Raw genomic sequence first — 21,753 nt, forward strand, 5'->3', positions numbered from 1 at the left:
CGCGAAAATCTTTCCGTTCGTCGCGTTAAACGTTCGTCCCGGTCTTCTTTGAACAGAAAAGGCTGCGCACGTCCCTAACGGTGCTCTAGCCGCCATTGTGGGCCAGCCATTCCTTCATCATCCTGATCTCTGCTTCCTGGGCCTTGATGATGTCATCGGCGAGTTTGCGGATTGCTTCGTCCTTGCCGTGTTCGAGCTCGACCTTCGCCATGTCGATCGCTCCCTGGTGGTGAGCGATCATGGCGCGTACGAAATCGAGATCGGCATTGCCGCTGAAGGCGATGTCCATGTCCTTGTGCATCTTGGCGTTCGCCTCGGCGAAGGCCTTGCTCGACGGGGACGCGTCACCCGCCGCGCCGCTTTCTGCCGAACCGTGATGCATGCTGCCGTGGTCGGTCTCCTGCGCGAGCGCGGGAGCAGCAGCGAATGTGGCGGCGAGAAACAGGGCAGCCATGAATCGTTTGGGGACCATATCGTTTCCTTTCATCGAGTCCGCCGCTGACGGGGGGACAGAATGCAAAGATGATGGAAATTGGCACGCGCCGTTACGCGTTCGGTTTTTCAGGCTCAGGTAGCGCGAACACGCCTTCGAGCGAACCCTCTGCGCCCTCGTCCGTAAGTGTCGAATTGCCAATGCAATAAAGCGGGGAAGGATGTCCCGTTGCGCCGCGGACGGTGGTCGAGAAGCAGAAGGACGAGGAGCTTTCCGTCGCCTGTTCCAGAATATTCAGGATCGTGGACCGGTCGCCTCTGTCATAGGCCCTGACAAGGTCGATGATGCCGCAGGGATTGCGCCGCAGTCCGAGGAGGGCGGCGGTTTTGGAACCTATCGTGAAGGCGCCGCTGGAAAGGTCGCAGCGCCACGGCTCCACCAGGCAGCCCGCCTGCGAGACGCGGCGGGTCCAGGCTCTGTGCGTCTCCGGACTCAAAGGCTTTATGGCTCCGGATCCCGGTGTCATGAAGTTCAGCATATCGCTCAGTCCCCAAACTCGCGCTCGATCTGCTGCGTAACTTATACGCGTAAACGGCAAGATATACAATCACGGCATTGTGATCGCAGCTTTGGCGCAGGAACGCATGCAACGCCGCAATGTTCCGGAAGCGCGGTCTCGCGGCTTGTCGCCGCCCTTGCCGCCCCTGCCATGATCCGGTAGGGAAGGCACCGACCAAGCTTGAAGTCCGGAATGCTTTCAATGAATGAAAAACAGAAGAAAACGCAGAAGCTCAGGGCACGCCTGCCGCGCGGCTTCGTCGACCGGTCGGCCGCGGACATTCGCGCCGTCGACGAGATGATCGCGAAAATCCGCGAGGTCTATGAACGCTACGGCTTCGATCCGGTGGAAACGCCGCTCTTCGAATATGCCGACGCGCTCGGCAAGTTCCTGCCCGACAGCGACCGGCCGAATGAAGGCGTTTTTTCGCTGACCGACGACGACGACCAGTGGCTGAGCCTGCGCTACGATCTGACCGCGCCTCTCGCACGTCACGTGGCCGAGAATTTCAACGAAATCCAGCTTCCCTATCGTACCTATCGCGCCGGTTACGTTTTCCGCAACGAGAAGCCGGGCCCGGGCCGCTTCCGCCAGTTCATGCAGTTCGATGCCGACACGGTCGGTGCCGCCGGCGTGCAGGCCGATGCCGAAATGTGCATGATGATGGCCGACACGATGGAGGCGCTCGGCATTGCCCGCGGCGATTACGTGATCCGCGTCAACAACCGCAAGGTCCTCGACGGCGTCCTGGAGGCGATCGGTCTCGGCGGAGTCGAGCAGACGAATACGCGGCTGACGGTGCTGCGCGCCATCGACAAGCTCGACAAGTTCGGTCCGGAAGGCGTGCGGCTGTTGCTGGGCGAAGGGCGCAAGGACGAGAGCGGCGACTTCACCAAGGGCGCCGGGCTCAACGTGGAGCAGATCGGCAAGATCCTGTTCTTCGTTGGGATCACGGACTATGCCAGGAGCGCGGACGAACTGGCGGCGCTCGTCGCCGGAACCGCACGCGGCGCCGAGGGCGTCACCGAATTGAACACGATCCGCAGTCTCGTACTCAGCGCCGGCTACGAGGCGGACCGCATCAAGATCGACCCGTCGGTGGTGCGCGGCCTCGAATATTATACCGGCCCGGTCTTCGAAGCGGAGTTGCAGTTCGCCGTCACCAATGAAAAGGGCGAGAAGGTCGTCTTCGGCTCCGTCGGCGGCGGCGGCCGCTACGACGGCCTCGTGTCGCGCTTCATGGGACAGCCGGTGCCGGCGACCGGCTTCTCGATCGGCGTGTCGCGGCTGATGACCGCACTCAAGAATCTCGGCAAGCTGGGCGCCGAACAGGTCACCGCTCCGGTTGTCGTTTGCGTGATGGATCGCGATATCGAAAGCATGGGGCGCTACCAGCGCTTCGTGCAGGATCTTCGGCATGCCGGCATCCGCGCCGAAATGTACCAGGGCAACAAGAAGAACTTCGGCGACCAGCTCAAATATGCCGACCGTCGGGGATCGCCGCTCGCCGTGATCCAGGGGGGTGACGAGCGCGCCTCCGGCGTCGTGCAGATCAAGGACCTGATCGAAGGCAAGCGGCTCTCGGGCGAAATCGAGGATAATGTCGCCTGGCGCGAGGCGCGTGTCGCGCAGGTTTCCGTTCTGGAAGGCGAACTCGTCGCGAAAGTACGCGAAATTCTGGCGGAACAGGCCGAGGACCGGAAAAGGGCGGGTTGACCGCAATGCCTCTGATCAATCTTCCCGCCTTTGCCGGCGACCTCCTTGCGGATTTCGAGCGCCGGAACACGCTGCGCGTCGATACGCCGGTCATCCAGCCGGCGGAGCCTTTCCTCGATATGGCCGGCGAAGATCTGCGCCGGCGCATCTTCATGACGGAGAGCGAGACCGGCGAGAGCCTTTGCCTGCGCCCGGAGTTCACCATTCCCGTCTGCCTCCGCCATATCGAGACCGCAACCGGCACGCCGCAGCGATACGCCTATCTGGGCGAGGTGTTCCGGCAGCGCCGCGAAGGATCGAGCGAATTCTATCAGGCGGGCATCGAAGACCTTGGCGATCCGGATACGGCCGCTGCCGACGCCCGCGTGGTCGGCGATGCGATGTTCGTCCTCGCCAACCGATTGCCGGGCGAGCGGCTGAAAGTGACGCTCGGCGACCAGTCGGTGTTCGAAGCGGTGATTGCAGCCTGCGGCCTGCCCGGGGGCTGGCAGAAGCGCCTCATCCATGCCTTCGGCGATCAAAAGCAGTTGGAACGGCTGCTGGCGGCGCTCGCCGATCCGAAGTCGCCCGGCGTCTTCGGTCACGACGTCGAGCGCGTCGCGGCGCTCGGCATGCTCGAGGACGAAGAACGGCTCGTCGCCCATATCGGCGAGACGATGAAGGCGACCGGCTACTCGACCAATGCGAGCCGCTCGCCCCGCGACATAGCGCGGCGCCTGAAGGAAAAGGTCGAACTCGCCGCCACCCGGCTGGACAAGGAAGCGCTCGGCGTCATGCGCGCCTTCCTGGCTCTCGATCTGCCGCTCGCCGATGCTCCGGCGGCGCTCCACCGCTTCGCCGGCAAGGCGCGCCTGAAGATCGATGATGCGCTGGCGCTTTTCGACGCGCGCGTGGCCGCGCTTGCAAGGGCCGGCGCCGATCCCGGTCTGATGCGCTACCGCGCCGCCTTCGGACGGCCGCTTGATTACTACACCGGGCTCGTCTTCGAAATCGGGGTCGAAGGCACGCCGGCGGTGCTCGCCGGCGGCGGCCGGTTCGACCGCCTCCTGACCTTGCTCGGCGCCCGCGAGCATATTCCGGCCGTCGGCTTTTCCCTCTGGCTCGACCGGATAGAACAGGCGATCGCTGCGGGGAGGGCGGAATGACCGTCACCATTGCGCTGCCCTCCAAGGGGCGAATGAAAGATGAGGCCTCGGCGATCTTCGAACGCGCCGGGATGAAGATTGCGGCGGTCGGCAGCGACCGGTCCTATCGGGGCCGCGTTGAAGGATGGGACGACGTCGAGATCGCCTATTTGTCGGCCTCGGAAATCGCCCGCGAGATCGGCAGCGGCGCGGTCGATTTCGGCGTCACGGGCGAGGACCTCGTGCGCGAAGGCCTGGCGGACGCCGATGCCCGTGTGGACTTCGCCGCCCGGCTCGGCTTCGGTCACGCCGATGTGGTCGTCGCGGTTCCCGAGATCTGGTATGACGTCGACACCATGGCCGACCTCGGCGATGTCGCCGCGGACTTCCGCGCGCGCCACGGCCGGCGGCTGGCGATCGCCACCAAATACTGGCGGCTGACGCAGCAATTCTTCTCGGGCAGCCATGGCATCCAGCTCTACCGCATCGTCGAGAGCCTGGGAGCGACCGAAGGCGCGCCGGCATCCGGCTCAGCCGACATCATCGTCGACATCACCTCGACGGGCTCGACGCTCAAGGCCAACCATCTGAAGATCCTTTCGGACGGCGTGATCCTGCGCTCCGAGGCCTGCCTGGTGCGGGCGCGCAAGGCCACCCACGCGGGTAATCCCGTGATCGACCGGATCGTTGCTGCCGTGGGGGCCGTGCTCTGAGCGCGAGGACGGCGAAGGTGAAGGCCGGCAAATTTGCCTTCGACCCTGACAAATGCAACCGGCGCTCCCTATGTTGGGGCGGCAGACACCCTTTCGATTTCCCACCTAGAGGCATCCGTCATGGCTGATCTTTCCTCGTTTCCGATCACGGCTCGCTGGCCGGCGAAAAGTCCCGATATCATCCAGCTCTATTCGCTTCCGACGCCGAATGGCGTGAAGGTCTCGATTGCCCTCGAAGAACTGGGCCTGGCCTATGAGGCGCACCGCATTTCCTTCGATACCAACGAGCAGAAGTCGCCCGAATTCCTGTCCCTCAATCCGAACGGCCGCATCCCGGCGATAATCGATCCGAACGGACCGGACGGAAAGCCGATCGGCCTCTTCGAATCCGGCGCGATCCTGATCTATCTTGCGGAAAAGACCGGCAAACTCCTTCCGGCGGACGCGGCCCGCCGCTACGAGACGCTGTGCTGGGTCATGTTCCAGATGGGCGGCATCGGACCGATGTTCGGGCAGTTCGGCCATTTCTTCAAATTTGCCGCCGACAAGGTCGCCAACAACCCCTATCCCGTTCAGCGCTATCGCGACGAAGCGAAGCGTCTTCTCGGCGTCCTCGAAGCGCGGCTCGAGGGCCGTCAATGGCTGATGGGGGAGGAATACACCATCGCCGACATCGCCACCTATCCCTGGGTGGAAGGGGCGCGGAAGTTCTATGGTGGCGCCGAGGTGCTCGACTATAAGAGCTTCCCGAATGTCATGGACTGGGTGGATCGCGGCCTGGCACGCCCTGCGGCCCAGAAGGGCATGGAGATCCCGCGCAAGGAGTAGATCAAGAGCGCGGAGCCTTCCGGCCGGAGATTGACCGAACGCCGGCCGGGAGGATAGCGATGAGCAGAGACGATTGAGGTGGAGCAGGTGTCGGGAAGACTTGTTGTTGTCGGTGGCGGTCAAGCCGCATTCGCTTTGGTCGCCAAGCTTCGCGCCCTCAAGGACATGCGTCCGATCACCGTCGTCGCCGCCGAAGCGAGCCTGCCCTACCAGCGGCCGCCGCTCTCCAAGAAATACCTGTTGCGCGAAATGACCCTCGATCGCCTGCTTTACCGGCCGGAGGCCTGGTATGCGGAGCACGAGATCGACATTCGCCTTTCCACGACGGTGACGCGGGTCGATCGTCTCGCAAAGCAGGCAGCGCTGAGCGACGGCTCGATGCTCACCTATGAGACGCTTGCCTTCGCGACCGGCGCCACGCCGCGCCGGCTGCCGGCTGCGGTGGGCGGCGATCTCGCGGGCGTTTTCGTCGTGCGCGATTTCCGGGATGCCGACCGGCTGGCAGAGGAGATGCAGCCCGGCCGGCGGGTGCTGGTCGTCGGTGGCGGCTATATCGGCCTCGAGGCTGCGGCGGTTGCCCGGACTTCGGGGCTTGAGGTCACGGTCATCGAAATGGCCGATCGGATCCTTCAGCGCGTCGCCTCCGCCGCCACCTCGGCGATCGTCCGCGAAATCCACCGCTCTCACGGCGTCGACATACGTGAGCGCACCGGGCTCCATCGTCTGATCGGCGACAACGGCCGCGTGACGGCGGCGGAACTCTCCGACGGCTCCGTCATTCCCGTCGACATCGTGATCGTCGGCATCGGCGTGGCGGCGAATGATGCGCTGGCGCACGAAGCCGGCATCGAAACCGCAAATGGCATTGTCGTCGACAGCCATGGCCGGACCTCCGATCCAACGATCGTCGCCATGGGCGACTGCGCCGTCCTGCCGTGGGCCGGCATGCGCATCCGCCTCGAATCCGTGCAGAATGCCGTCGATCAGGCGGAAGCGGTTGCCGCGGTTCTTGCGGGCAGCACCGATCCCTACGATCCGAAGCCATGGTTCTGGTCCGACCAGTACGACGTCAAACTGCAGATCGCCGGCTTCGGCCTCGGCCACGACGAAACGCTCGTCCGCCAGGGCCAGCGTCAGGGCAGCGCCTCGGTCTGGTATTTCCGCCAGGGCAAACTGATCGCGGTCGATGCGATCAACGACGCCAAGGCCTATGTGACGGGGAAGAAGCTTCTCGAGGCGGGGGCCACGCCGGACCGTTTGCTGCTCGCGGATCCGCAGGTCGATCTGAAGGCATTGCTTGTATAGCAGCCGCGCTACCGCCGTCTGCGCTGCAACCTAGGGCATATACCATCTGATCCTCTCGCGGGACCATTGCCTTGGGGCAGATAAGCGGTTTTGACTTCACATGCCCAAACGATGCCACGGGCAGAACGCAGAAGCGGAAGCGAGAGCCCGCCGCAAATATTCTCCCCCACAAGGGGGGAGACGACAAGCGGCTTGACCTTCACCTATCCCGAACGATCCCGTCGGCAGACTGCATAACTGGAAGCGAGAGCCAGCCGGATTTCTCCGCGGCAACGGCCCCTCCCGAGGGCCAGACGTGGCAGCCAACTTATATTTCTGCGGATTGTGGCGGGGGCCGGAGCAATAAGACCTACGGAAACCAAATGGAAAGCGGCAAGCGCCGAACATGGAAACCGCTGGCGGGCCTTCGCGATCTCTGCTTCGTGGCCGGCGGCGTTAAAACAAAAAGGGCGGCTCGAGAGCCGCCCTTCAGATCCGGATGGATCGTGCTAAGGCTGTCGCCTTATCACATCATGTCCATTCCACCCATTCCGCCCATGCCGCCAGGCATTGCCGGAGCGTCCTTCTTCGGCAGTTCGGCGATCATGGCTTCGGTGGTGATGAGCAGCGAAGCAACCGACGCTGCGTCCTGAAGCGCGGTGCGAACGACCTTGACCGGGTCGATGATGCCCATGGCGATCATGTCGCCATACTCGCCGGTCTGAGCGTTGTAGCCGAAGTCGTCGGTGTTCTTCTCGAGGATCTTGCCGACAACGATGGAGGCTTCGTCGCCAGCGTTTTCAACGATCTGACGGGCCGGAGACTGCAGAGCGCGGCGAACGATGTTGACGCCGGCGTCCTGATCGTCGTTCTCACCCTTGACGGTGATCTTGACGGAAGAACGCAGCAGGGCAACGCCGCCGCCCGGTACGATGCCTTCCTGAACGGCAGCGCGCGTCGCGTTGAGGGCGTCGTCGATGCGGTCCTTCTTTTCCTTCACTTCGACTTCCGTCGCACCGCCGACGCGGATGACAGCGACGCCGCCGGCGAGCTTGGCAAGGCGCTCCTGCAGCTTCTCACGGTCGTAGTCGGAGGTGGTTTCTTCGATCTGGGCCTTGATCTGAGCGACGCGGCCTTCGATGTCGGACTTCTGGCCGGCGCCGTCGACGATCGTCGTGTTTTCCTTGGTGATCGAAACCTTCTTAGCGCGGCCGAGCATGTCGAGCGTGACGCTTTCGAGTTTGATGCCGAGGTCTTCCGAGATCACCGTGCCGCCCGTCAGGATGGCGATGTCTTCGAGCATGGCCTTTCGGCGGTCGCCGAAGCCCGGGGCCTTGACGGCAGCGATCTTCAAGCCGCCACGCAGCTTGTTGACGACGAGCGTTGCGAGTGCTTCGCCTTCGACGTCTTCAGCGATGATGAGGAGCGGCTTGCCGGTCTGCACGACGGCTTCGAGAACCGGGAGCATCGCCTGGAGGTTGGAGAGCTTCTTCTCGTGCAGGAGAATGAAAGCGTCTTCGAGGTCGGCGACCATCTTTTCCGGGTTGGTGACGAAGTAGGGCGACAGGTAGCCGCGGTCGAACTGCATGCCTTCGACGACTTCGAGCTCGGTCTCGGCGGTCTTGGCTTCTTCAACCGTGATGACGCCTTCGTTGCCGACCTTCTGCATCGCTTCCGCAATGTCGAGACCGATCTGCTTTTCGCCGTTTGCCGAGATCGTGCCGACCTGGGCGACTTCGTCCGAGGTGTTGATCTTCTTGGCCTTGGCGAGCAGGTCCTTGACGACTTCGGCGACAGCCAGGTCGATACCGCGCTTCAGGTCCATCGGGTTCATGCCGGCGGCAACGGCCTTCGCGCCTTCGCGAACGATCGCCTGGGCGAGAACGGTTGCAGTCGTCGTGCCGTCACCGGCAATGTCGTTGGTCTTCGAAGCGACTTCGCGGACCATCTGGGCGCCCATGTTCTCGAACTTGTCTTCGAGTTCGATCTCCTTGGCGACCGAAACGCCGTCCTTGGTGATGCGCGGCGCGCCGAACGACTTGTCGATAACGACGTTGCGGCCCTTCGGGCCGAGCGTCACCTTGACTGCGTCGGCGAGGATGTCGACGCCGCGCAGCATCTTTTCGCGCGCGCTGCGGCCGAACTTGACTTCTTTAGCTGCCATTTTGAAAGCTCCTGGTTTCGAAATTCCGGAACTGGTCCGGTTTCAAATTGCGGAAGTTTGAAGGGTTGCCGGCGATCAGCCGATGACACCCATGATGTCGGCTTCCTTCATGATCAGAAGGTCTTCGCCGTTGATCTTGACTTCGGTGCCGGACCACTTGCCGAACAGGATGCGGTCGCCAGCCTTCACGTCGAGCGGAACAACCTTGCCGCTTTCGTCACGGGCACCCGAACCGACAGCCACGATCTCGCCTTCCTGCGGCTTTTCCTTAGCGGTGTCCGGAATGATGATGCCGCCCTTGGTCTTTTCTTCAGACTCGACGCGGCGGACGACAACCCGGTCGTGCAGCGGACGGAAATTGGTGCTTGCCATTGTCTAATCCCTCGATCAAATGACACTGCGGGTCACGGATGGACCCGCCAGATGGGTGTTAGCACTCATATCAAGCGAGTGCTAGCGCCAGCCGAGATAAGGCTGGCTGTGAAATGAGTCAAGGATAGGCTCCGAGATTTTTTGCCGGCCATGATCGTTGACAGACCGGGCGCACTTTTGTTTGATGAGTGCCATGGGGTAAGCGAATGCCTCACGAGGCGCCATGCCGGAATTTCGCGTCCGCTAACGATCTAAAGGACGTCGTATCATGGCATCGTTCAACTCCATCTCATCCGAAAAACTCGCTCGTCTCGTTGGTACTCCCAAGGCGCCCGTCGTCATCGATGTGCGCGATGACGACGACTTCGCAGCCGATCATCATCTCGTGCCGGGCTCCTTCCATCGCGGCCATGTTCACGTGCCGCAATGGGCCGAGGAATACCGCGGCGGCTGGGTTGTCGTGCTCTGCAAGCACGGCGGCAAACTCAGCGAGGGTGCCGCCGCATGGCTGCGTCATGCAGGCGCGGCTGCGGAGATACTCGACGGCGGTATCGAAGCGTGGCGGGCCGCGGGACTGCCGCTCGTTCCGGTCGCAAGCCTTCCGAATGCAGACCCTTCGGGGGGATCCGTCTGGGTGACCCGATCGCGGCCGAAGATCGACCGCATAGCCTGCCCCTGGCTGATCCGGCGCTTCGTCGACCCGCGTGCCCGGTTTCTTTATGTCACGCCCGCGGAGGTCGAGGCGGTCGGCGAGCGCTTCGGTGCGACGCCGTTCGACATCGAGGGCGTCTTCTGGAGTCATCGCGGCGAGGAATGCACCTTCGACACGATGGTCAAGGAATTCGGTCTCTCGTTCCCCGCGCTGGAGCACGTCGCCCGTATCGTGCGCGGCGCCGACACGGACAGGCGCGAACTGGAACCGGAGGCGGCGGGGCTGCTTGCCGTTTCACTCGGCCTATCGCGCATGTATGCCGATGATCTCGAACAACTCGAGGCGGGGATGACGATCTATGATGCGCTCTATCGCTGGGCGCGTGATGCGACGCAGGAAAAGCACGACTGGGTATCGCATGGCGGAAAGGGGAAAAGGCCATGAACGGAGGGACAGCCGTGGAAGCCGCGCCCGCCTTCCCGCCGCGGCTTGTTTGATTACCACATCCCTGGAAGAGGCGAGACTGCAGGATCCGTTTCCTGCCAAAGGAAACATGCAATAGGCCGCGCAGTCGGCACTCGAGGAATTCAAGCGCATCGCCATGCGCGCCGACAAAACCGACCGGAGCTTCAACGCGCCGCTTCCCGGAATTGCTTTAAAATCCTTGGGAAAGTGCCGCGTTTTTCTCGGCGTAAGGCTTGTATTCTTGCCCCTTCCTTGCGATGTCAGCCGGAAAGCCGAGTTTGCAGGAAGCCAGCATGGCCGTCAGGATCAACAGTTTTCGGGAAATCGCCGGTCGCTACGACGTTGTCCTTTGCGACGTCTGGGGTGTGCTTCACAACGGCATTCAAGCCTTTGCATCCGCCTGCGAAGCGCTGGCCGAGGCGCGCGCCCAGGGGCTCACCGTCGTTCTCATCACCAATTCACCCCGGCCGCATCCGGGCGTCACGGTGCAGATCCGCGGCCTCGGCGTCCCCGACGAAGCCTATGACCGTATCGTCACTTCCGGGGACGTGACGCAGGCGCTGATTGCGGCGGCCGACAAACGCATCTTCTTTATCGGGGCGGACCGGGATCTGCCGCTGCTTGAAGGGCTCGGCACCGAGATCGTATCCGCCGACGAGGCCGAGACGATCGTCTGCGCCGGCTTCTACGATGACGAGACCGAGACGCCCGAGCACTACCGCGCGACGCTGACGGGGCTCGCCAAGCGGAAAATACCGTTCATCTGCGCCAACCCCGATCTTGTCGTGGAGCGCGGACATAGGCTCATCCCCTGTGCCGGTGCCATCGCCAAACTCTATGAAGAGCTCGGCGGCGAGGCCCGCATTGCCGGCAAGCCCTATATCGCGATCTATCGCGCCGCTCTCGCGGAGGCCAAGGCCGCCAGGGGTGCCTTCGACCTTTCGCGCGTCATCGCCATCGGCGACGGGATGCCGACCGACGTCAAGGGCGCACAGGATGCCGGCTTCGACCTGCTCTACATCAGCGCGGGCATCCATGCGCAGGAATACATGCATGAAAGCCGGACCGACGAAGCAAGGCTCATGGCCTTTCTGAGGCAGAATGGGGCCCAGCCGAAATGGTGGATGCCGCGGCTGGCATGACGGGACGATCGGCATGACCGTTTTTCACCGCAACGAGACCCGCGATCCGCTGCCCGAACATCTTCGCGGCGGTGTGGTCGCGATCGGCAATTTCGACGGCGTGCACCGCGGCCATCAGTCGGTGCTGAACCGCGCGCTGGAGGAGGCTGTGAAGCGGGCCGTTCCGGCGCTCGTGCTCACCTTCGAGCCGCATCCGCGTACCGTGTTCCGGCCCGACACGCCGGTATTCCGCCTCACCCCGGCACCGCTGAAAGCCCGCATCCTCGAGGGAATGGGCTTTGGGGCCGTCATCGAATATCCCTTCGACCGGAGCTTTTCGGAGCTTTCGGCCTCCGACTTCATTCATAGCATCCTGCGCGAATGGCTGCACGCCTCCCATGTCGTCACCGGTTTCGATTTCCATTTCGGCAAGGGGCGGGAAGGCGGGCCGGCCTTCCTGATGGCGGCCGGGGAGCGCGAGGGATTCGGCGTGACGCTCGTGGATGCCTTCCGCGACGAAAACGCCGCCGTGATTTCCTCGAGTTTCATTCGCTCCCTGCTCGCCGAGGGCGACGTTCCGCACGCGGCCGGGCTGCTTGGCTATCGCTATACGGTCGAAGCCGAAGTCATCGACGGCAAGAAGCTCGGCCGCACGCTCGGCTATCCGACCGCGAACATGCGCCTGCCGCCAGAGGCGGAGCTGAAAAGCGGCATCTATGCGGTGCGTTTCCGCAGGGCGGACGGGTCGCTCCATGACGGTGTCGCAAGCTTCGGCCGTCGCCCGACCGTCGACAGCGACGGCGAAGCCCTGCTGGAGACCTTCGTTTTCGATTTCTCCGCGGATCTCTACGGCGAGATCTGCGCCGTATCCTTCTTCGGCCGATTGCGCGACGAACTCAAGTTCGACGGTCTGGAGCCATTGATGGTCCAGATGCGCAAGGACGAGAGCGAGGCGCGCGCGCTGCTTGCGGGCGTCCAGCCCCTGAGCGGGATCGACCGCAGGCTCAATTTCGCCTGAGCGGCGCCAGGGCCCTGTGCCACCCAATGCGTCAAAGAATTCGGGCATGTGTGGCCGGCGGACCTTTTCAAAAGGCGGAAAACGCCTTAAAGAACCGGCCACATGACCCGGTTCCATCGAGTGATCATCGATCAGCGAATTATTGGCCCGGCTTTCCGCGCGCTCTAGTCTGCGCCGGAAGGTCCGGGATTTCGGCGTTTCAACGCCCCCATTCATCTTCGAGATTACCGAACCCTTCCGCCTGCGTGACTGCCCCGCGCGGAAAAGACGAATGCGAAAACCATGACCGAGACTGCTGAAAAGATCGACTATTCTTCCACTCTCTACCTGCCGCAGACGGACTTTCCGATGCGGGCCGGCCTGCCGCAGAAGGAGCCGGAGACCGTCGCCCGCTGGCAGAAGATGGAGCTTTACAAAAAGCTCCGCGCGTCCGCTGCCGGCCGCGAGAAGTTCGTCCTGCACGACGGCCCGCCCTATGCCAACGGCAACATCCATATCGGCCACGCGCTGAACAAGATCCTCAAGGATGTGATCAACCGCTCGTTCCAGATGCGCGGTTTCGACGCCAATTACGTGCCGGGCTGGGACTGCCACGGTCTTCCGATCGAATGGAAGATCGAGGAGAAGTACCGCGAGAAAGGCAAGAACAAGGACGAGGTACCGGTCAACGAGTTCCGTAAGGAATGCCGTGAATTCGCCAGCGGCTGGATCGGGATCCAGACCGAGGAGTTCAAGCGCCTCGGCATCGAGGGCGACTTCGAAAACCCCTACACCACGATGAACTTCCACGCGGAAGCGCGCATCGCCGGCGAGCTGATGAAGATCGCCAGGTCCGGCCAGCTCTATCGCGGCTCGAAGCCGGTCATGTGGTCCGTCGTCGAGCGGACCGCACTTGCCGAGGCCGAGGTCGAATATGCCGACGTCGAAAGCGACATGATCTGGGTGAAGTTCCCGGTTACCGAGGGGCCCGAAGCGCTTGCCGGCGCCTTTGTCGTCATCTGGACGACGACCCCCTGGACGATCCCCGGCAACCGCGCGATCGCCTATTCGTCGCGATACGCCTATGGGCTCTATGAGGTCGCGACCGCCGAGAACGACTACGGCCCGCAGCCGGGCGAGAAGCTGATCTTCGCCAAGCGGCTGGCGGACGAGTCGGCGGCCAAGGCGAAGGTCACGTTCAATTTCGTGCGCGATATCGAAGCGGGCGAACTGGCGGCGATCACCTGCGCCCATCCGCTTCATGGCCTGGGCGGAGGCTACGCTTTCAGCGTGCCGCTCCTCGATGGCGAGCACGTCACCGACGATGCCGGCACCGGCTTCGTCCACACGGCGCCGAGCCATGGTCGCGAAGACTTCGAGGCCTGGATGGACAATGTGCGTCTCCTCGAGGATCGCGGCATCTCGTCCACCATCCCGTTCCCGGTCGACGATGCCGGCTATTTCACCGCCGACGCCCCCGGTTTCGGTCCGGATGCGGAAGGCGGCGCCGGCCGCGTCATCGACGACAAGGGCAAGAAGGGTGACGCCAATGAGCGCGTCATCAAGGCTCTGATCGGCCGCCACGCGCTCTTCGCGCGCGGCCGGTTGAAGCATTCCTATCCGCATTCCTGGCGGTCGAAGAAGCCGGTCATCTTCCGCAACACGCCGCAATGGTTCGTCACCATGGACAAGGATTTCGGCGACGGCTCGACGCTGCGATCGCGCGCGTTGAACGCGATCGACGAAACCCGTTTCGTGCCCGGCGCCGGCCAGAACCGTCTCCGGGCGATGATCGAGCAGCGCCCCGACTGGGTGCTTTCGCGCCAGCGCGCCTGGGGTGTGCCGATCGCGATCTTCGCCGACGATGAGGGCGAAATCCTCGTGGACGACGAGGTCAATGCCCGCATCCTCGACGCCTTCGAGAAGGAAGGAGCGGACGCTTGGTTCGCAGAAGGCGCGAAAGAGCGCTTCCTCGGCAACGACCACGATCATGCCCGCTGGCACCAGGTCACGGACATCCTGGACGTATGGTTCGATTCCGGGTCGACCCACACCTTCACGCTCGAGGACCGTCCGGAGCTGAAATGGCCGGCCGACGTCTATCTCGAAGGGTCCGACCAGCACCGCGGCTGGTTCCATTCCTCGCTGCTCGAAAGCTGCGCGACGCGCGGCCGCGCGCCCTACAACGCCGTCATCACCCATGGCTTCACCATGGATGAGAAGGGCGAGAAGATGTCGAAGTCGAAGGGCAATACCGTCACGCCCCAGGAGGTGATGAAGGATGCCGGCGCCGACATCCTGCGCCTCTGGGTCATGACGACGGACTATTGGGAAGACCAGCGCCTCGGCAAGACCATCATCCAGACGAACATCGACGCATACCGCAAGCTGCGCAACACGATCCGCTGGATGCTCGGCACGCTCGCCCACGACAAGGGCGAGGTCGTAGCGCTTTCCGACATGCCGGAGCTCGAACGGCTGATGCTGCATCGCCTTGCCGAACTCGACCGGCTGGTGCGCGAAGGTTACGACGCCTTCGACTTCAAGAGGATTGCCCGGGCGCTCATCGATTTCTCGAATGTCGAACTCTCGGCTTTCTATTTCGATATCCGCAAGGATGCGCTTTATTGCGACGCACCTTCGTCGCTGCGCCGCCGCGCGGCCCTGCAGGTCATCCGCACGCTTTTCGATTGCCTGGTGACCTGGCTTGCACCCATGCTGCCCTTCACCGCCGAGGAGGCCTGGCTTTCGCGCAACCCGCAAGCCGTCTCCGTGCATCTCGAACAGTTCCCAACGGTCCCGGCGGAATGGCGCAACGACGCGCTGGCCGAGAAATGGCGGAAGATCCGCGAAGTCCGCAAGGTGGTGACCGGCGCGCTCGAGATCGAGCGCAAGGAAAAGCGCATCGGCTCTTCGCTGGAGGCGGCGCCGGCCGTCCATGTCGCCGATCCGGATCTGCTCCAGGCGCTCAACGGCCAGGACTTCGCCGAGATCTGCATCACCTCGGCAATCGAAGTCGACGGCGGCGATGGCCCGGAGGATGCGTTCAGGCTGCCGGACGTCGCCAAAGTCAGCGTCGTACCGAAACTCGCCGAGGGCCGCAAATGCGCCCGCTCCTGGCGAATCACCACCGATGTCGGCTCCGATCCGCTCTATCCGGACGTCTCCGCGCGCGACGCGGCTGCCCTGCGGGAGCTCGGCTTCAAGCCGTAATCGATCGGTTTACCGGGTGAATTGCACTCAGGCTCTTCATCCGGTAAAACCTGCCCGAAATTTGGCGGATTTTTCCGCCATGGGGCGCTGAATGGCCGCATCATGCGAGACGCGGCCGGCTGGAAGGAATCTCATGGGAATGACGCGAGAGTTGCGAGTGGCCGCCGGCATTGCCGCCATCCTGGCGGGAGGCCTGGTGCTTTCCGGCTGCATCGGCGGCCCGACCTATGGCACGGACAAGACGGCTGGCGAGCATTTGCTCGACGATCTCGGCAGCGCGGTCAGCCTCGCTCCCGCGAAGAAGGATCCGGTCAAGTATCAGCCGCGCCCCGGTTTGGTGCTGCCGCCGCAACAGCAGCAGACCGCTCTTGTCGAGCCGCAGCAGTCGCTTGCAAGCCGCGAGGCCAACCCGGCCTGGGTCGAGTCTCCCGAAGAGACGCGCGCGCGTCTGCGCGACGAGGCGGACGCCAACAAGAACGATCCCAACTACGTCTCGCCGCTGGCAAAAGCGAATGCCAACGGCCGCCGCCTTTCCGCCAAGGAGCAGCAGGAGGCCTATCGCCAGGCGCGCAAGATCGAGCAGGGCGCCTACTCGGACAAGCGCCGCTTCCTGAGCGACCCGCCGCTCGAATACCGTCGACTGCCGGAGGGCTCCGAAGTCGATCTCGGGGAACCGGAGAAGGACAAGGAGCGCCGCCGCAAGAAGGAGGCGCAGATCAAGAACTCCGGAAGCAAGTGGTACTGGCCGTTTTAGAGCGGAATGAGAAAGTGCGCGCGGTTCCGCTCGCATCCAAGTTTTGGAATTGGTCCTAAGCCATGGCTATCAGCATTCGCGATGCCGTTCCCGGTGACGCTGCGACGATCCTCCGTTTCATTACGGAACTCGCAACTTATGAAAAGGCGCCGCACGAGGTCGAGGCAACCGTCGAGCGCGTGCACGAGTCGCTCTTCGGAGCCGATGCCGTCGCGCGCGCCGTGATCTGCGAAGCCGACGGCAAGCCCGCGGGCTTTGCCATCTGGTTCTACAGCTATTCCACCTGGCAGGCGCGCAAGGGGCTTTATCTGGAGGATCTTTACGTCTCGCCGGAGTTTAGGGGCTCGGGCGCCGGCAAGGCGCTCCTGAAGCACCTGGCGCGGACGGCAGTCGCGGAAGGCTGCGGCCGCTTCGAATGGAGCGTGCTTGACTGGAACGAGCCCGCCATCCGCGTCTATGAGGCCGTCGGGGCGGAACCCATGTCGGAATGGACGCGTTACCGGCTCGCCGGCAAGGGGCTGGAAGCGTTCGCAGCGGACTGACACTTCACGCGCTCCCGGGGAGAACGCTACCCCGAAGTGCTTTTAACGCCGGCCGGCGAAGAATTCGCGCAGAATGTCGGCGGCCTCCCGCTCGGCAAGACCGGAATAGACATCCGGCACGTGGTGGCAGGTGGGAGAAGCATAGAACCTGACGCCGTTGTCGACCGCGCCGCCTTTCGGATCCTCCGCGCCATAGTAGAGGCGGCGGATGCGAGCGAAGGAGATCGCGGCCGCACACATGGTGCAGGGCTCGAGAGTGACATAGAGGTCGGCTCCCGAAAGACGCTCGTCGCCGACGGCCGCCGCGGCGTGGCGGATGGCCTCGATCTCCGCATGGGCGGTGATGTCGTTGAGTTCGCGGGTGCGGTTTCCTGCAGCGGCGATCATCTTGCCGTCGAGCACGACGACGGCGCCGATCGGCACTTCGCCGCGTGCCGCCGCTTTTCGGGCCTCCTGAAGGGCCGCCTGCATGAAGCGCGCCGTTTCTGCCATTGTTCGTTCGACAATTTCCTCTTAACCCACGGCCTACGACCTGATAGGACAGCCGCAAAAGGCAGGCAACACAAATGACATCCAAAGACAAGCCCACGAGGCCCGGCGGCAAGGCCAAGGGTCGCGACAAGAAACCTCATTCCGGCAGCGAGAAGCCTGCGGCACGGGCAGCCGGCAGTGGTCCGGCGGCGCCCACCGGTGCGGACGAGCCGCAGCGCATTTCGAAGATACTGTCACGCGCAGGCGTCGCGTCGCGTCGCGACGTCGAGCGGATGATCATGGAAGGGCGGGTGAGCCTCAATGGCGTCGTGCTCGACACGCCGGTCGTCAATGCGACGCTCGCCGACAGGATCGAGGTCGACGGCCATCCGATCCGCGGCATCGAACGGACGCGTCTCTGGCTCTATCACAAGCCGGGCGGCCTCGTGACGACCAATGCCGATCCGGAAGGCCGTCCGACGGTCTTCGAGAACCTGCCCGAAGAACTGCCGCGCGTTCTGTCGGTCGGTCGCCTCGACATCAATACCGAGGGCCTGCTGCTCTTGACGAATGACGGCGGGCTTGCGCGCGTGCTCGAGCTGCCGTCGACCGGCTGGCTGCGCCGCTACCGCGTGCGGGCGCACGGGGAAATCGATCAGGAGGCGCTCGACCGTCTGAAGGAGGGCATCGCGGTAGACGGCGTCCTTTACGGAGCGATCGAGGCGACGCTGGATCGGGTGCAAGGTTCGAACGTCTGGATCACCATGGGCCTGCGGGAAGGCAAGAACCGTGAGATCAAGAATGTCCTCGGCGCGCTCGGCCTCGACGTCAACCGGCTGATCCGCATCTCCTACGGTCCGTTCCAGCTCGGCGAGCTGCCGATCGGCCAGGTTCAGGAAATACGCGGCCGCACGCTGCGCGAACAGCTAGGGCCACGGCTGATAGCCGACTCCAAGGCGAATTTCGACGCGCCGATCTATAACGACCAGCCGGCTGCTGCCGAGCCCGAAGCGGAGCCCGCCGATCACGGCAAGGCGGAATGGGGCAGCAAGCGCGAGAAGGCCGAGGACAAGCGCGAGCGTGCTCTTGCCCGCCTCGATACCCGCCGCGACGATGGTCGCCCGAGCGAACGCGGCCGCAGCCGCGGGAAGCCGGAGGAGCGTCCGGCGCGCCCGCCAGTCCGGCGTAACCGCTCTTCCAACGTCTGGATGGCGCCGGGTGCGCGTCCGACCGTCGAGAAAAAGCCGAAGGCAGCGGAGGAAGACCTGTCGCCGAAGGCGGCGCGGCGCGCGCCTGCGGAAGGTAAACGCCGCGACCGCCCGAAGGACGCTGCGGCGAAAGCGGGCGGCTTCGATGCGGAACGCCAGGGCAAGGCGGGTAAATCCGCCGGTCGCAAGGACGCCGCGGGCGCCGGCGGCTTCGAGAGGCGTCGCCCGCTCGAAAGCGCGGAGCGGAAATCCCGCGACCATGGCGACCGTCCGCCGCGCCGGCCCAATGGCGAGCGAGTGGCCCGCCCGGCCGACGACCGCACCTCGTCCGAAGGACGCAAGGAGAGCGCTCGGCCGCCGCGTGGCGAAGGCAAGAAGAGCTTTGCCGGCGACCGGCCACGCGCGAGCGCCGGCGGAAAACCGGTGGCTGCAAAGCCGGCTTCGGGAAAGCCGGCCGCCCATCGTTCGTCCGGCCCGCGTGTCGGAAAGCCCGCCGGCAGCAGACCCGCTGAAGGCAAGCCCGGCGGTCGTCCGGGTGGCGGCAAGCCCGGCAATCGTCCGGGCGGCGGTAAGCCGCCGGGCAAGGGGCCGCAGGGCAGGGGGAAGTAGGCGGCCGTGCGCATCGTCGGTGGAGAATTCCGCGGCCGCACGCTGGCCGCGCCGAAATCGGACGATATCCGCCCGACCACGGACCGCACGCGCGAGAGCCTGTTCAACATCCTGAGCCACGCCTATCCGGAGGCGCTTGACGGAACGCGCGTTCTCGATCTTTTCGCGGGCACGGGGGCCATCGGGCTCGAGGCGCTATCGCGCGGTTGCCGGCAGGTTCTCTTCGTCGAGCAAGGGGTCGAGGGACGCGGGCTGCTGCGCATCAATATCGAGGCGCTCGGCCTTCAGGGCCGGGCCAAGATCTTTCGCCGCGACGCGACAGATCTCGGGCCGGTCGGGACGATGGAGCCGTTTCATCTGGTGTTCGCAGATCCGCCCTATGGCAAGGGCCTCGGCGAACGCGCTCTGAGCGCGGCCGCCCGCGGCGGTTGGCTCGTTCCGGGTGCCCTTGCAATCCTGGAGGAGCGCGCGGACGTCCGGCCGCAGTTTTCCGAAAGTTTCGAATCGGTCGATGAACGCGCCTTCGGCGACACGCTGATGCATTTTTTGCGCTTCCGAGGCGTCTGAGATCGGCGCAAAGTCGGCCGGAGCGGCTCAGATTCCGCGTGATCTCGGCCTGCCCGTCGTGCAGGATGGCCGATGACGGAGGTGGCGATGGAGCAGAACCTATCCACGATACGCAAAGCCGCGGGTAGCGAGGGAGAGCCGACCATCGCGCTTGCGCTCGGCGGAGGCGGTGCGCGGGGACTTGCCCACATCCATGTCATCGAGGCGCTCGATGAGATGGGGCTCCGCCCCGCAGTCGTGGCCGGTTCGTCGATCGGCGCCCTCATGGGCGCGGGCGTGGCCGCTGGCATGAGCGGGAAGGAAATCCGCGAACACGTGCTTTCGACCGTCGGCCGGCGTGGGGAGGTGCTCAACCGCCTATGGCGACTGAGGCCGACCAGTCTTGCCGAGGCTGTGGCGAGCGGTTTCCGCGTCGGCCAGTTCAATATAGAGCGCGTGCTGAAGGCCTTCCTGCCCGAGGCGGTGCCTCTCCGCTTCTCCGATCTGGCACTCCCCCTTAAAATCATCGTCACGGACTATTACGGGCAGACGGAGCGGGTATGCGAAAGCGGCGACCTCTACAAGGCGCTCGCTGCCTCCTGCGCCCTGCCGGCGGTCTTCATGCCGGTGAAGATCGACGGCCGCGTGATGATCGACGGCGGCATCTATAATCCGATCCCCTTCGATCACCTGCGCGGACTGGCAGATATCGTCGTCGCCGTCGATGTCGTCGGCGGGCCGGACGGCGACGGCGAGACGATCCCGAGCCGTATCGACAGCCTGTTCGGCGCGACCCAGTTGATGATGCAGTCGATCATCACCATGAAGATGCAGGCCGGCGCACCGGATATTCTCCTGCGTCCCGATGTCGGACGGTTCCGCGTGCTCGATTTCCTGCGCGCCCAGGAACTGCTTGCCGCCACCTGCGGGACCAAGGACGAGGTGAAGCGCGCGCTGGCAGAGCGCATCGATCGGTGGAGGAAAGGGATATAAGGCCGCGCACGAGCTTCCACAGCTGCCCCTCATCCGCCTGCCGGCACCTTCTCCCCGCAGGCGGGGCGAAGGGACTCGCAGCACTGCCTTCGCCACGATGACCGTCGTCGTATCATCGGGCACGTCCTCTCTTTCCGTCAGAACGGGGAGAGGGCTAGGGTGAGGGGCCAATGATCTGTTGGCCGGCGGTGATGCCTCCGCTTCCTGCGGGACCAGCTGCGCGAGCGTTACGCCGCCGGGATATCGGTTTGCGAGAAATCACTTCCCTTGAACAGAAGCGGTTCATTTGTCAGAAAGGCCAGGGCATAGGAAAAACAATCACCGAAATTCAAACCGGCCGGATGACGGCCTTTGCCGAAACGGCGCCAGGCACGGCGGGCCTGGTCCATATGCTCGGCGGTTACCGCAACAATCTCCACGTTTGCCTTGTAAAGCCAAAGATCAAGTTCCGCTCCGGCAGCTTCGCCTAACCGGGTTTCGATTACCATGGCTGCTTCCAGAGCGGTTGCCGCGGAGATGAGCCGAACCGGGTCGTCCGCGATTTTTTCGCGGAAACTTCCGGCCTCCTGTTCATTGAAGGCAATCGCGGCAATGGCGGATGTGTCGATGACCATTATGAGGGGAGTCCATCCTCGTCATAACCGATAATGTCATCGGAGCTGCGACTGTCGAGGACGGGCATGGCATTCCAGCGGCGTTGAATGGCTTCCAGATCCTCCAGAAGAGCCGCGCGCCGGGCAGCGGTGTCGGTTCGGCGCAATCGTTCTTCGAGGGCACGCTTGGTGGCAAGCGTGATGGATTCCCCTGTCCGCCGGGCAAGTGTGCGGGCAAGCTGCTCGGTTTCAGTGTCCTTGATGCTCAGCGCCATCAGATGCTTCCTGGTTCCTGTCGATCTATATTCTACCAGAATGGCGCATTGATATCCAGAACGCACGTCCATATGCGGCAGCAGGGCCGGTCAATGGGTGGTGACGCGGACTTCCTGGGGG

The 21,753-nt window shown here is 63.9% G+C and carries 21 protein-coding genes; 14 read left to right on the forward strand and 7 right to left on the reverse strand.

Annotation, left to right across the window (positions count from 1 at the left end):
- Positions 1 to 85: 85 nt before the first annotated feature.
- The gene (gene copM / locus PZL22_RS21955; protein ID WP_010968815.1) at positions 86 to 472 is read right to left on the reverse strand and encodes a CopM family metallochaperone; all 387 of its coding nucleotides are present in this window, start codon (positions 470 to 472) and stop codon (positions 86 to 88) included.
- Between the two features lie 73 nt (positions 473 to 545).
- Entirely contained in the window at positions 546 to 971 is a 426-nt protein-coding gene (locus PZL22_RS21960) for a hypothetical protein (RefSeq protein ID WP_003537380.1), read from the reverse strand.
- A 222-nt stretch (positions 972 to 1,193) separates the two neighbouring features.
- Between PZL22_RS21960 and hisS the strand changes: the two genes are divergently transcribed.
- The 5 genes from hisS (at position 1,194) to PZL22_RS21985 (ending at position 6,678) form a co-directional block, all read left to right on the forward strand.
- Positions 1,194 to 2,708, forward strand: a complete 1,515-nt coding sequence (hisS, locus tag PZL22_RS21965; RefSeq protein ID WP_284718562.1) for a histidine--tRNA ligase — start codon at positions 1,194 to 1,196, stop codon at positions 2,706 to 2,708.
- Positions 2,709 to 2,713: 5 nt separating this feature from the next.
- Positions 2,714 to 3,853: an ATP phosphoribosyltransferase regulatory subunit gene (locus PZL22_RS21970; protein WP_033049416.1), complete on the forward strand. Its 1,140-nt coding sequence runs from the start codon at positions 2,714 to 2,716 to the stop codon at positions 3,851 to 3,853.
- Positions 3,850 to 4,545, forward strand: a complete 696-nt coding sequence (hisG, locus tag PZL22_RS21975) for an ATP phosphoribosyltransferase (protein ID WP_003537383.1) — start codon at positions 3,850 to 3,852, stop codon at positions 4,543 to 4,545. The genes PZL22_RS21970 and hisG overlap by 4 nt, the downstream gene beginning before the upstream one ends.
- 120 nt (positions 4,546 to 4,665) lie before the next feature.
- Positions 4,666 to 5,373 (forward strand): glutathione binding-like protein, encoded by a 708-nt coding sequence (locus tag PZL22_RS21980; protein ID WP_003537384.1) that lies wholly within the window; start codon positions 4,666 to 4,668, stop codon positions 5,371 to 5,373.
- 87 nt (positions 5,374 to 5,460) lie between these two features.
- Positions 5,461 to 6,678, forward strand: a complete 1,218-nt coding sequence (locus PZL22_RS21985; RefSeq protein WP_284718563.1) for an NAD(P)/FAD-dependent oxidoreductase — start codon at positions 5,461 to 5,463, stop codon at positions 6,676 to 6,678.
- Positions 6,679 to 7,183: 505 nt separating this feature from the next.
- Here the strand turns inward: PZL22_RS21985 and groL are convergent.
- Positions 7,184 to 8,821: a chaperonin GroEL gene (groL, locus tag PZL22_RS21990; protein WP_010968823.1), complete on the reverse strand. Its 1,638-nt coding sequence runs from the start codon at positions 8,819 to 8,821 to the stop codon at positions 7,184 to 7,186.
- Between the two features lie 75 nt (positions 8,822 to 8,896).
- Positions 8,897 to 9,193, reverse strand: coding sequence for a co-chaperone GroES (gene groES / locus PZL22_RS21995; protein ID WP_010968824.1), 297 nt, complete (start codon positions 9,191 to 9,193; stop codon positions 8,897 to 8,899).
- Between the two features lie 268 nt (positions 9,194 to 9,461).
- Here groES and PZL22_RS22000 point away from each other — a divergent pair, with 268 nt between their 5' ends.
- The 6 genes from PZL22_RS22000 (at position 9,462) to PZL22_RS22025 (ending at position 16,937) form a co-directional block, all read left to right on the forward strand.
- A complete protein-coding gene (locus PZL22_RS22000) occupies positions 9,462 to 10,289 on the forward strand; it encodes a chromate resistance protein ChrB domain-containing protein (protein WP_003537317.1) in 828 nt (275 codons plus the stop codon).
- A 314-nt stretch (positions 10,290 to 10,603) separates the two neighbouring features.
- Positions 10,604 to 11,452, forward strand: a complete 849-nt coding sequence (locus tag PZL22_RS22005) for a TIGR01459 family HAD-type hydrolase (protein WP_003537315.1) — start codon at positions 10,604 to 10,606, stop codon at positions 11,450 to 11,452.
- 13 nt (positions 11,453 to 11,465) lie between these two features.
- Positions 11,466 to 12,449: a bifunctional riboflavin kinase/FAD synthetase gene (locus tag PZL22_RS22010; RefSeq protein WP_003537313.1), complete on the forward strand. Its 984-nt coding sequence runs from the start codon at positions 11,466 to 11,468 to the stop codon at positions 12,447 to 12,449.
- Positions 12,450 to 12,731: 282 nt separating this feature from the next.
- Complete coding sequence (gene ileS / locus PZL22_RS22015) at positions 12,732 to 15,641, forward strand: isoleucine--tRNA ligase (protein WP_127615405.1); 2,910 nt, start codon at positions 12,732 to 12,734, stop codon at positions 15,639 to 15,641.
- A gap of 133 nt (positions 15,642 to 15,774) precedes the next feature.
- Entirely contained in the window at positions 15,775 to 16,395 is a 621-nt protein-coding gene (locus tag PZL22_RS22020) for a hypothetical protein (RefSeq protein WP_003537309.1), read from the forward strand.
- Between the two features lie 62 nt (positions 16,396 to 16,457).
- The gene (locus PZL22_RS22025; protein WP_003537307.1) at positions 16,458 to 16,937 is read left to right on the forward strand and encodes a GNAT family N-acetyltransferase; all 480 of its coding nucleotides are present in this window, start codon (positions 16,458 to 16,460) and stop codon (positions 16,935 to 16,937) included.
- 42 nt (positions 16,938 to 16,979) lie between these two features.
- Here the strand turns inward: PZL22_RS22025 and PZL22_RS22030 are convergent, their stop codons facing one another.
- Positions 16,980 to 17,429, reverse strand: a complete 450-nt coding sequence (locus PZL22_RS22030; protein ID WP_003537305.1) for a nucleoside deaminase — start codon at positions 17,427 to 17,429, stop codon at positions 16,980 to 16,982.
- A 74-nt stretch (positions 17,430 to 17,503) separates the two neighbouring features.
- Here PZL22_RS22030 and PZL22_RS22035 point away from each other — a divergent pair, with 74 nt between their 5' ends.
- The 3 genes from PZL22_RS22035 (at position 17,504) to PZL22_RS22045 (ending at position 20,764) form a co-directional block, all read left to right on the forward strand.
- Positions 17,504 to 19,225 (forward strand): pseudouridine synthase, encoded by a 1,722-nt coding sequence (locus PZL22_RS22035; RefSeq protein ID WP_127517016.1) that lies wholly within the window; start codon positions 17,504 to 17,506, stop codon positions 19,223 to 19,225.
- A 6-nt stretch (positions 19,226 to 19,231) separates the two neighbouring features.
- A complete protein-coding gene (gene rsmD / locus PZL22_RS22040; RefSeq protein WP_003533694.1) occupies positions 19,232 to 19,792 on the forward strand; it encodes a 16S rRNA (guanine(966)-N(2))-methyltransferase RsmD in 561 nt (186 codons plus the stop codon).
- Between the two features lie 72 nt (positions 19,793 to 19,864).
- Positions 19,865 to 20,764 (forward strand): patatin-like phospholipase family protein, encoded by a 900-nt coding sequence (locus PZL22_RS22045; protein WP_003533692.1) that lies wholly within the window; start codon positions 19,865 to 19,867, stop codon positions 20,762 to 20,764.
- Between the two features lie 227 nt (positions 20,765 to 20,991).
- Here the strand turns inward: PZL22_RS22045 and PZL22_RS22050 are convergent, their stop codons facing one another.
- Both PZL22_RS22050 and PZL22_RS22055 read right to left on the reverse strand, forming a co-directional pair.
- On the reverse strand, positions 20,992 to 21,378 hold the full coding sequence (locus PZL22_RS22050; protein WP_003533691.1) for a type II toxin-antitoxin system VapC family toxin: 387 nt from the start codon (positions 21,376 to 21,378) through the stop codon (positions 20,992 to 20,994).
- Positions 21,378 to 21,632: a type II toxin-antitoxin system VapB family antitoxin gene (locus PZL22_RS22055; RefSeq protein WP_003533689.1), complete on the reverse strand. Its 255-nt coding sequence runs from the start codon at positions 21,630 to 21,632 to the stop codon at positions 21,378 to 21,380. Before PZL22_RS22055 ends, PZL22_RS22050 begins: the two co-directional genes overlap by 1 nt.
- Between the last annotated feature and the right edge of the window lie 121 nt (positions 21,633 to 21,753).

Source organism: Ensifer meliloti, assembly GCF_030064585.1.
Classification (GTDB): Bacteria; Pseudomonadota; Alphaproteobacteria; order Rhizobiales; family Rhizobiaceae; genus Sinorhizobium; species Sinorhizobium meliloti.

Excerpts from the sequence above, each read along its gene's own strand:
- copM (WP_010968815.1), bottom strand. The coding sequence starts at position 472 with ATGGTCCCCAAACGATTCATGGCTGCCCTGTTTCTCGCCGCCACATTC.
- PZL22_RS21960 (WP_003537380.1), bottom strand. The coding sequence starts at position 971 with ATGCTGAACTTCATGACACCGGGATCCGGAGCCATAAAGCCTTTGAGT.
- hisS (WP_284718562.1), top strand. The coding sequence starts at position 1,194 with ATGAATGAAAAACAGAAGAAAACGCAGAAGCTCAGGGCACGCCTGCCG.
- PZL22_RS21970 (WP_033049416.1), top strand. The coding sequence starts at position 2,714 with ATGCCTCTGATCAATCTTCCCGCCTTTGCCGGCGACCTCCTTGCGGAT.
- hisG (WP_003537383.1), top strand. The coding sequence starts at position 3,850 with ATGACCGTCACCATTGCGCTGCCCTCCAAGGGGCGAATGAAAGATGAG.
- PZL22_RS21980 (WP_003537384.1), top strand. The coding sequence starts at position 4,666 with ATGGCTGATCTTTCCTCGTTTCCGATCACGGCTCGCTGGCCGGCGAAA.
- groL (WP_010968823.1), bottom strand. The coding sequence starts at position 8,821 with ATGGCAGCTAAAGAAGTCAAGTTCGGCCGCAGCGCGCGCGAAAAGATG.
- groES (WP_010968824.1), bottom strand. The coding sequence starts at position 9,193 with ATGGCAAGCACCAATTTCCGTCCGCTGCACGACCGGGTTGTCGTCCGC.
- PZL22_RS22000 (WP_003537317.1), top strand. The coding sequence starts at position 9,462 with ATGGCATCGTTCAACTCCATCTCATCCGAAAAACTCGCTCGTCTCGTT.
- PZL22_RS22005 (WP_003537315.1), top strand. The coding sequence starts at position 10,604 with ATGGCCGTCAGGATCAACAGTTTTCGGGAAATCGCCGGTCGCTACGAC.
- PZL22_RS22010 (WP_003537313.1), top strand. The coding sequence starts at position 11,466 with ATGACCGTTTTTCACCGCAACGAGACCCGCGATCCGCTGCCCGAACAT.
- ileS (WP_127615405.1), top strand. The coding sequence starts at position 12,732 with ATGACCGAGACTGCTGAAAAGATCGACTATTCTTCCACTCTCTACCTG.
- PZL22_RS22020 (WP_003537309.1), top strand. The coding sequence starts at position 15,775 with ATGGGAATGACGCGAGAGTTGCGAGTGGCCGCCGGCATTGCCGCCATC.
- PZL22_RS22025 (WP_003537307.1), top strand. The coding sequence starts at position 16,458 with ATGGCTATCAGCATTCGCGATGCCGTTCCCGGTGACGCTGCGACGATC.
- PZL22_RS22030 (WP_003537305.1), bottom strand. The coding sequence starts at position 17,429 with ATGGCAGAAACGGCGCGCTTCATGCAGGCGGCCCTTCAGGAGGCCCGA.
- PZL22_RS22035 (WP_127517016.1), top strand. The coding sequence starts at position 17,504 with ATGACATCCAAAGACAAGCCCACGAGGCCCGGCGGCAAGGCCAAGGGT.
- PZL22_RS22045 (WP_003533692.1), top strand. The coding sequence starts at position 19,865 with ATGACGGAGGTGGCGATGGAGCAGAACCTATCCACGATACGCAAAGCC.
- PZL22_RS22050 (WP_003533691.1), bottom strand. The coding sequence starts at position 21,378 with ATGGTCATCGACACATCCGCCATTGCCGCGATTGCCTTCAATGAACAG.
- PZL22_RS22055 (WP_003533689.1), bottom strand. The coding sequence starts at position 21,632 with ATGGCGCTGAGCATCAAGGACACTGAAACCGAGCAGCTTGCCCGCACA.